The sequence below is a fragment of the Bacillus sp. JJ1503 genome, assembly GCF_036965125.1.
Classification (GTDB): Bacteria; Bacillota; Bacilli; order Bacillales; family Cytobacillaceae; genus Cytobacillus.
Genome location: NZ_JBALOZ010000532.1, coordinates 1 through 1,131, shown reverse-complemented (window position 1 = coordinate 1,131; position 1,131 = coordinate 1). Strand labels below are relative to the sequence as shown.

Genomic DNA, 1,131 nt, shown 5'->3' with positions numbered 1-1,131 from the left:
GAAAAATAAAAAAATTTAATTTATATGGGTTGAAATCAAGTATACAAGTGGTATAATAGAAAAATTAAATCGAAATAAGTGAGGGTGACAATATGGAACAGAAAGTTTTAAAGAAAAAATGGGTGCAACTGGAGGATATTCTTATTGCATACCAACAACTGAAGGATATCGTCGCCCATACCCCGTTGCAAAGAAATGAGCGTCTTTCTGAAAAATATGAGTGTAATGTGTTTTTGAAAAGGGAAGATTTGCAGCATATCCGATCATTTAAGCTTAGAGGTGCTTATTATTCAGTTAAGTCATTGGGTGAAGAAGAAATAAAAAATGGCGTTGTGTGTGCAAGTGCGGGCAATCATGCTCAAGGTGTAGCATACGCATGCAGACATCTAGGTGTTCAAGGGAAAATATTTATGCCGACTACGACACCGCGTCAAAAGGTAAGCCAGGTTGAAATGTTCGGCCGCGGCTTTGTTGATATTATATTAGTTGGTGATACATTTGATGATTCTTATGCTGAAGCCAATAAATGTGCTGAAGAAGAAAATCGGACCTTTATCCATCCTTTTGACGATGAAAGGGTCATATCAGGACAAGGGACCGTGGCAGTTGAAATATTGAATGACAGTGAGGAGCCAATCGATTTTGTCTTCGCTAGTATTGGCGGGGGCGGATTAATGTCAGGGCTAAGTACTTACATAAAAAGTATTTCCCCCAAGACAAAAATGATTGGTGTTGAGCCTGAAGGTGCAGCATCGATGAACGAATCCATAAAAAATAAAACTGTAACTCTACTAGAAGAAATTGATAAATTTGTTGACGGAGCTGCAGTCAAAGGTGTCGGAGAAAAAACTTTTGACATTTGCGAAGAATTTGTTGATGATATTTTACTCGTGCCTGAAGGGAAAGTATGTACAACGATCCTGGAATTATATAATGAACATGCGATTATTGCAGAGCCTGCAGGTGCTTTGCCAATTGCTTCACTTGATTTTTATAAAGAGAAAATTAAAGGGAAGAATATTGTTTGTGTGATTAGCGGGGGTAATAATGATTTCGGCAGAATGCAGGAAATGAAGGAAAGATCCCTCTTGTATGAAGGACTTTTATATTACTTTATTGTTAATTTTCCTC

Annotated in this window: 1 protein-coding gene; it reads left to right on the top strand. The window is 37.5% G+C overall.

Features of this window, described 5'->3' with window-relative positions; translation table 11 throughout:
• Positions 1-92: 92 nt before the first annotated feature.
• Positions 93-1,131 (top strand): threonine ammonia-lyase IlvA (gene ilvA, locus V7149_RS26290; RefSeq protein ID WP_335348496.1); only part of this gene is annotated, 1,039 nt, incomplete at its 3' end.